This window comes from Paenibacillus gallinarum, from assembly GCF_014836635.1.
In the GTDB taxonomy this organism is placed as follows: domain Bacteria; phylum Bacillota; class Bacilli; order Paenibacillales; family Paenibacillaceae; genus Paenibacillus; species Paenibacillus gallinarum.
Genome location: NZ_JACSQL010000008.1, coordinates 240,876 through 249,043, shown reverse-complemented (window position 1 = coordinate 249,043; position 8,168 = coordinate 240,876). Strand labels below are relative to the sequence as shown.

At 42.6% G+C, this 8,168-nt stretch carries 7 protein-coding genes; all 7 read right to left on the bottom strand.

The window, feature by feature from the left end; translation table 11 throughout:
* Window positions 1-401: 401 nt before the first annotated feature.
* The 7 genes from H9647_RS17420 to H9647_RS17390 all read right to left on the bottom strand — a co-directional run bounded on the left by H9647_RS17420 (window position 402) and on the right by H9647_RS17390 (window position 7,909).
* Window positions 402-1,982 (bottom strand): LysM peptidoglycan-binding domain-containing protein, encoded by a 1,581-nt coding sequence (locus H9647_RS17420; RefSeq protein ID WP_191802285.1) that lies wholly within the window; start codon window positions 1,980-1,982, stop codon window positions 402-404.
* Between the two features lie 219 nt (window positions 1,983-2,201).
* Window positions 2,202-3,074, bottom strand: a complete 873-nt coding sequence (gene pheA, locus H9647_RS17415) for a prephenate dehydratase (RefSeq protein WP_191802283.1) — start codon at window positions 3,072-3,074, stop codon at window positions 2,202-2,204.
* Window positions 3,071-4,033, bottom strand: coding sequence for a homoserine kinase (gene thrB, locus H9647_RS17410; protein WP_191802281.1), 963 nt, complete (start codon window positions 4,031-4,033; stop codon window positions 3,071-3,073). Before thrB ends, pheA begins: the two co-directional genes overlap by 4 nt.
* A 37-nt stretch (window positions 4,034-4,070) precedes the next feature.
* Window positions 4,071-5,357, bottom strand: coding sequence for a homoserine dehydrogenase (locus H9647_RS17405; RefSeq protein WP_191802279.1), 1,287 nt, complete (start codon window positions 5,355-5,357; stop codon window positions 4,071-4,073).
* A 38-nt stretch (window positions 5,358-5,395) separates the two neighbouring features.
* Window positions 5,396-5,833: an ACT domain-containing protein gene (locus H9647_RS17400; protein ID WP_191802276.1), complete on the bottom strand. Its 438-nt coding sequence runs from the start codon at window positions 5,831-5,833 to the stop codon at window positions 5,396-5,398.
* A 152-nt stretch (window positions 5,834-5,985) separates the two neighbouring features.
* Complete coding sequence (gene obgE / locus H9647_RS17395) at window positions 5,986-7,296, bottom strand: GTPase ObgE (protein ID WP_191802274.1); 1,311 nt, start codon at window positions 7,294-7,296, stop codon at window positions 5,986-5,988.
* 13 nt (window positions 7,297-7,309) lie between these two features.
* Window positions 7,310-7,909 carry a Spo0B domain-containing protein gene (locus tag H9647_RS17390; protein ID WP_225229368.1) on the bottom strand — a complete coding sequence of 200 codons (600 nt, stop codon included), beginning with the start codon at window positions 7,907-7,909 and terminating at the stop codon, window positions 7,310-7,312.
* Window positions 7,910-8,168: the final 259 nt, after the last annotated feature.

Sequence of the window (8,168 nt, the reverse complement as noted above, 5' to 3'; positions counted from 1 at the left end):
ATCAAACTCTCCAATAAAGTTATTGAAAAGAGCGATATGCTCATTTAGAAAATGCTGACGAGAACTAAAAGTTCTCTGTTCAATTTGTTATGACCAACAAATTGAATTTTGTATTAATTCACTCATGAGTTTTACTTGCGTAAAACTCCTCGTTGTTCAGTTTTCAAAGATCAATCTTGCTAACAACTTTCGTCATCAGCAACTCTTATATAATATCATGTGTCAGGATACTTGTCAATAGTTTTTTTGATTTTGTTTTTCTTTCAATCTAGTAAACTATTTCTCTTTATTCCCGCCTGTCGGTGACAGGACTTATAATATATCATGGATATTTCAATTGCGCAACCCTTTTTTATAAACAAAAAGAAAAGCGGAATAATTCCGCTTTTCTCCTGAGGCTATTATCGTTTAATCCATGGGTTTCTCCGTTCTTTACGTGCTCTACCTTGTCTTGATGTTTGACTATTATCTCTTGATGCTTTGTTTCGTTTGTTCGATGATACTGACGCTTTTTTCACCTTATTCGATTTGCTGATCGTTTTGTTTTTCTGTACTGTCTTCTCCTCTTCTAATATAGGGAGATGATCAAGTCCATTTAAATCGACAATCGGTTCCTGTTGCACCTCAGCACCATTTTGACCACTAGTTTGGATAGTCTCTGCTTGGAATGGCGTCTGCCCATAACCATTCGGGTAATTCGGATGATAATAAGGCGGTTGAACTCCGTATTCAGTCGGTCTGAAATAATTCGTGTACTGCGGGCTGTGACCGTAGGCTTGAGGATGTAGCATAGGCTGTGCATTTTGGGCTGTTGCCGCTTTCCAGTCCGCTTCTGCTTGCATATAACTATATGGTAATGGTTTAGCATGACCGCATCCGCAGTCTCCTCCATATGAAGGAACATCAACAAGAGCATAATTCACAATGTAACCGCCATGTTCATAAGTGGTATGTGGTTGCTGACTTACATCTCCGCTTTTGCCTGATTGATAAGGTGTGTTCTGAACACTCTGCGGCTGCTGGGTATACGGCATCGGCTGAGGATAACCTTGCTTTTTATCATTTACATATCCCATTGGTTGTTGATACGGGTTTTGGTATCCTTGGTATCCTGCATTTCCCCCGTACATTCCTTTATCATACACTGGGTTCTGATATGGATTCATGTACTCGTTGTTGCAATCCTCTTTTTTAGAATAATACTCTTCCTTCTTAGGTTCGTACTCTGGTTTTTTCATTGGCGGTATTGGAACAGGTAGTGGTGTAGGTTTAATCATTTCCGGTTTAGGTACAGGTAGAGGCAGCGGCTTGGTAGGTGGAGGAGCTATAGGTTTCACTTCAGGTAGTGGAGCAGGTTCGATTGGTTTTTTTACTTCTTCTTTAGGTGGTTCAGGCTTAGGTTTTTTTGTTTCCTCTTTTGGCGGGATCGGTTTTGGTTTCGTGATCTCTGCTTTCGGAGGCTTCGGCTTTGTTATATCGGCTTTTGGTAGCACAGGCATTTCCGGCATCTCTGGTAGTTCTGGAAGCTGCGGATAATTGGGCATAGGAGCGGTATTCTTTTTCCCTGTATGCGACTGGATGCCAGTTACTGGCGGGACCGTAGTCCCCCCTTGTAAAATTTCTGTTGTTGTAACATTCGGGGCACTGCTAGACCCAGATGGAATAAACACAGTTTCTCCGACAATCAGTGCGTTCGGATTCTTTAACTGCGGATTTGAAGCAATCATATCTTGAAGCGAAACGCCCCAGGCTTTAGAAAGCTTCCATAACGAATCTCCTTGAACTACCTTGTGCTGATGCAGAATTGATCCGCCCGGATTAGTCGAAACGGGGGCAGAAGGGATTTTCACCTTCGTACCAATGGTTAGTTGATTGGGGTTTGCAATCTCTGGGTTCGCACTGATGATTTTCTCAAGCGACACATTATATTTCTTGGACAAGAAATACAGGGTATCTCCTTCTTTTACGATGTGTATTCTCACAGGTTTATAACCTCCTTACAATCTTCAGGCATGACATTCGCCCTTTCTATCGTTACTCTCATCCTATGCAGGACTTTTCACATTGACATCATTTCTTGCAAAAAAAACCTCATTTAGCAAAAATCCTATTCGAGATAGGTTGCTAAATGAGGTTCAACGCGACTATATAAGACAATCATCTGTTTCTTAATTTAGAAGTTGAAAGTGCCTGCACCTGAATTATACTTCCCTATATATGTAACAAGGGTAGGAACCAAGTACACGCACTTGGCAACCGAGTGCCTCAATTTCCGCAAAAGCTGCTGGAAGTAATGCAGAATCGACGGACTCCAGTACATCAATATAAAAATGATAATTGCCCAATCTTTTCTTCGTAGGTCTGGATTCAATTCGTGACAAATTTAATTTGCGCCAAGCAAATGCGGATAAGACCTGATGAAGCGCCCCCGCGAAATCCTCCGGTGGAGTAACTAAGACACTTGTCTTAATATGATCAGCTTCTCTATCCAACTGAATAGGATCATGTCCAATCAATACAAACCGAGTATAGTTATTATCATGATCTGTAACGCGCTCAGCCATTAGATCAAGACCGTGCTTTTGGGCCGCAAGACGTGTAGCAATGGCCGCCCAGCCTTTTCCTGGATTTTTCTTCACAATCTCTGCTGCTTCAGCCGTGCTTCCGACGCTCTCAAGTTCTGCTTGAGGTGCATAGGTACGGATAAATTGCAGACATTGCGGGATTGCTACGGGATGAGACATGATTTTTCGAATACGTGTGAAGTCAAGCTCATCTCTGTCATTCAAAAACTCTGATCGATCCCCAATCAAATTCTGAATAGAAGGATATACCCACTCACATTGCATGGGAATGTCTACTTCATGTATCAACCAATCCATATGTAGGCTTACGGAACCGTCTATTGTATTCTCCACCGGAACAACACTGTAATTACTATTACCCCGGTCTGTGGACCGAAATACGTCGGCAATCAATTTGTAATGTTTTCCTTCATAGGGCTCGTCCCCAAACAAAAAATCGAGCGCTTCATGGGATACCGTGCCTTCTGGCAATAATGCAACTCGTTTCATGCTTTAACTTCCCCTTTTACCATGTCCAAAAAAGAGTCCGTGTGCTTTTTTGTCATTATTTGCACTCCGTTATGATCCGGTTGGAGCCATAGTGTATCTGCCTCAAGACCATGAGAATTCATCGTTTGGAGCATATAGTTCTCGAGTTCATGCTTCCGAGTTTCCTCTCTATGCACAAGTGCAAGCACAGTAGGTCCCGCTCCACTTAGCGATGCGCCAAGAGCACCTCTAAGAGGGGCTTGTTCCAAAATTTCTGCCATTCCAGGTACAAGTTCTGCACGATAAGGCTGATGGAGCCTATCCCTCATTGCAGCAGCGAGCAAATCATAGCGCCCTGCAGCCACCGCTCCAACTAAAAGAGAAGATCTGCTAATGTTATAGACCGCATCCTGAAGGGAAAGACTTTTCGGTAATGCTTCACGCGCTTTGGTTGTTGATAACTGAAAATGCGGAATCACGACTAAAATCTCTAATTCTTTTGGAGGGTCAATCTTCACATAATGAGCATTGTTTCCATCCCAAGCTGTAGCAACAAAACCACCGAATAGCGAGGCCCCGACATTGTCGGGATGCTTCTCTATTTGCGTAGCTAACGTAAATAACCGATCCTTTGTTAATGGAGAACCAATAAGTTCGTTTGCAGCCACAAGGGCGCCAATAATAGCAGAAGCACTGCTTCCAAGCCCGCGTGTAAGCGGGACCTCAGAATACATAGATATAGAAAGTTCCGGAATATCCACTCCTGCTTCTTCAAATACACTCTGTGCTACTTTATATATTAGGTTTGATTTATCCGTTGGAATTCCGTCCAAGTTTTCACCATGCAAAGCGATACAAGTCTCTTCCGCTTGCTGCATCTCTATATAGGAATACAAGGTGAGTGCCATTCCTAAAGAATCAAAGCCTGGGCCTAGATTCGCTGTGCTGGCCGGGACCTTCACTCTTACGATGTTATTCATAACTAGTAATTCCCCTCCAAGTCATCCGTTAATGAGTTCAGCCTTCTACGCGGTACACGCTTTTTACTTTACGAATTACATCAAGCGACTCAAAATGCTTTTGTACCTTATCCATATTGGCTTTACTTGCATCATGTGTCACGATAATAATCTCTGCATCCGGATTAAATTCATTTGGCTGTTGTACGACGGATGCAAGACTTACATTATACTCAGCAAATATTTGAGTGATCTGAGCGAGAACGCCTGCCTTATCATCCACATGAAGCAAAATAAAATATTTATACTTAATTTCTTCATCACTAATCAGTCTTTTCTCTTTGTAAGGAGCAATTGCTTTCAGTCCGCTGACACCTAGCTTGAGGTTACGGATAACTGACACGAGGTCAGCTACAACAGAAGTAGCTGTAGGCATTTCTCCTGCTCCTGCTCCGTAAAACATGGTGTCTCCAACAGCTTCTCCATGCACGTAAACGGCATTGAACACCCCATTAACTGAAGCAATCGGATGTTGTTTCTTCACCATGGTCGGTTGAACACTAATCGTGATTTCGTCGTCTTGACGCTCTGCGATACCAAGTAACTTCATCTCATAACCAAGGCGCCGTGCATAACTGATATCCTCTTTTGTAACGGAAGAGATTCCAGAGACAGATACATCGCGAAGCTCCACATTCGTATGGAATCCTAATGTTGCCAGAATCGCCATCTTGCGAGCAGCATCAAGACCCTCTACATCAGAAGTTGGATCTGCTTCTGCATATCCAAGATCCTGTGCTTCTTTTAATACTTCCTCATAAGAAACGCCTTCTTGGCTCATTTTTGTCAAAATATAATTCGTTGTTCCATTCACTATTCCCATGATTTTAGTAATACGATCAGAGGAGAAACCTTCAATTAACGTACGAATGATTGGAATTCCGCCGGCCACACTAGCCTCATAGTATACGTCGCAACGTTTTTCTGCTGCTTTGGCTAAGATTTCCGATCCATAAAGTGCCATAAGATCCTTATTGGCGGTTACAATATGCTTTCCTCGCTCAAGCGCTTCTAAAATATACTCTTTTGTTTGATCTACTCCACCCATGACTTCCACAATGACGTCAATATCCGGGTGACGAATCACTTCCCAGGGATCTTCTGTTAATTTGTCGGAATTCACATTGATATTACGGGCTTTTTCTGTATTCTTAACAGCAATCTTCTCGATCACAATCGGTGAACCAACCTGACTGCTAAGATCTTCCTGGTTCCCTTCCACGATGCGAACCACACCAGTTCCTACAGTCCCTAAACCAAGCAAACCTACTTTAATTGGTTTCATATCCTTCATCCCCTAATGTAAGATTTAGTGTTTCTCCTCTAACCCTGGCCTATCAGTCTTGTACGTTTCACTCCCTGCAAATTTTCAAGCTGGTCCAACATTTCGCCGATTTCTTCGGTTATATGTGAAATTTCCACAGAGATTACTACATTCGCCCTTCCTTGAAGCGGAAGACTTTGATGTATCGTAAGTACATTTCCCCCACATGCTGCCACTAAAGACAGTACTTGAGAAAGCATACCTGATTCGTGCTCCAAGTCAATAGAAATGGTGACAATCCTTTCTTTCTCTAGCTGATTAACGAGATGAATTCCGTCCTTATATTTATAAAATGCACTCCGGCTAAGACCTACCCGCTCGGCCGCCTCATGCACTGTCTTCACTTCACCTGTCGCAAGCAACTGCTTCACTTGCATGGTCTTTACGACAGCTTCTGGTAAAATATCTTCCCTAACTAAGTAGTAACGCTCTTTCAAAACGTCCTCTCCTCAAAGACTATTGTATTCGTATAGTGGACATTATATAGGATAGTAACGAAAAGGGCAATAGACAGATGGAATGAAGATTGTAAAAAAAAGCGGATACCCTTTAAAAGGATATCCGCTTTATTATGTTTTTCTAGCGTCGGTTAAAAGTAACTGCTGCTCTCAACAAACTCAAATTCAAAATCAGAAATACGAACGATCGTACCATCTTTTGCACCACGTTTACGAAGTTCGTCATCTACTCCCATATAACGAAGAGTACGAGCCAACTTCATAATGGCCTCATGTGAATTAAGCTGCATTCGTTTCATCATACGCTCAATTTTAGCACTGTGTACAACAAACATCTCATTCTCACGGACAATGGTAAATCCTTCGTCTTCCGCTTTTTCAAGTTTGTAGACTTTACGCTCACTTACCTCAGCGACTTCTTCTACAACTAGTTCTTCTGGAATGGCGTCCAAAAGATCCGCTGCTTTATAGAGAAGTTCTTTGATTCCTTGTCTAGTTAAAGATGAAATCGGCATAATTTCTATGTCTGGACGAACTTCTTTAACTTTCTTCACAAAGGTTGCCAGATTCTCTTCTGATTCAGGCATGTCCATCTTGTTAGCCGCTACAATTTGTGGTCTAGACATCAGTTTTTCATTATACTGACGAAGCTCATCATTAATTTTGATCCAATCTTCAAAAGGATCTCTTCCTTCTGAACCACTCATATCCACAACGTGAATAATAACGCGAGTTCGCTCGACATGTCTTAAGAATTCATGTCCTAGACCGATCCCTTCGCTTGCCCCTTCAATTAGACCAGGCAAATCTGCCATTACAAAGCTGCGTCCTTCTCCTACTTCAACCACACCTAAATTCGGAGTTATTGTTGTAAAATGGTATGCACCAATTTTCGGTTTCGCACCGGAAACGACGGATAGCAAAGTGGATTTGCCGACACTTGGAAACCCTACAAGCCCTACGTCTGCCATTACTTTCATCTCAAGAACAATATATCGCTCTTGACCTTCTTCACCATTCTCCGCAAGTTCTGGAGCTGGATTATTTGCCGTTGCAAAACGGATGTTTCCCCGTCCTCCGCGACCACCACGAGCAATTACAACTTGCTGACCGTGACGCGTCAGGTCCGCAAGAATTTCTCCCGTATCCTCATCTGTAACAACTGTACCCGGAGGAATTCGAACAATCATATCCTCTGCATTGGCACCGTGTTGACTTTTGTTACGACCTTTTTCTCCGCGTTTTGCTTTGAAATGACGCTGATAACGAAAGTCCATGAGTGTTCTTAGGCCTTCATCAACTCGGAAAATAACGCTGCCGCCTCTTCCTCCATCGCCACCTGCAGGACCACCCTCTGGTACATACTTCTCACGTCTAAAGGAGACAAGACCGTCCCCTCCATCGCCGCCTTTTACATATATCTTCGCTTTATCTACAAACATAACTGCTCCTTCCTCATATACCGCAAGTCACACGAAACTGAAATAATGCATGTTCTTCCGTGGTCTGTTCCGCTTTGACTTTTACTTTAATACCTTGCTTTATGGTAAACAAATTACTCCAAGCTTCGGTCTCAGGCGATACCTTCTCTCCTTCGAAACGCACGATGATATCACCTTGATCCTGATGAAAAAGTATCATCAGCTTGCGGATCTCTCCCCAAGACGATCGGCTACTGAATTGATAAGCTCTGACCGTATCTGCAATCGCCCCCGTCAATATCTCACCGTCCTCGGGAGAAATCAAGGTGTCCAGTCGCAAGCCTTCTTCAACTTCAATATGAAGTTCTAGCGGGCTGCCACTCGTTCTGTACGATTGCAAATAAAAAACAAGAGAAGATATGCCGAGCTTGGAGATTTTACTTTCTTCCGTAGTTCTCTCTTTTATTCTTTCCACAACTTGTATCAATTTATCGGCTTTTCCCAAACGAATATATCCATACAATACTTGCAGATCATTCATCCAGTCATGTCTGTGATGGTTTAATGTTGCTATTGCAGCATTCTCCATCCTCTGTGTAATATGCCTGCGCTGTTCCTCAAGTTGTTTGTCCATCCTTTTACAAATGAATACAAAGACACCAATGATCCATATGCTAAGCAACAAACACGAAATCAAGCTCTTCGAGATGATTACCAGTACTAACGGAAATAGAATTGAGGTTAAGGCCGCATAGGGAACTTTTTTCCAAGAATTCATAACTTCTCCCCGTTCATCAAATCTTGTTAGCCTTTACCTTCAGGCTATACAGGCAGTATATCACACACAAAGTTATCAGACAGTAACACGGTATAAAAAAAGCCTTCGGCAAACA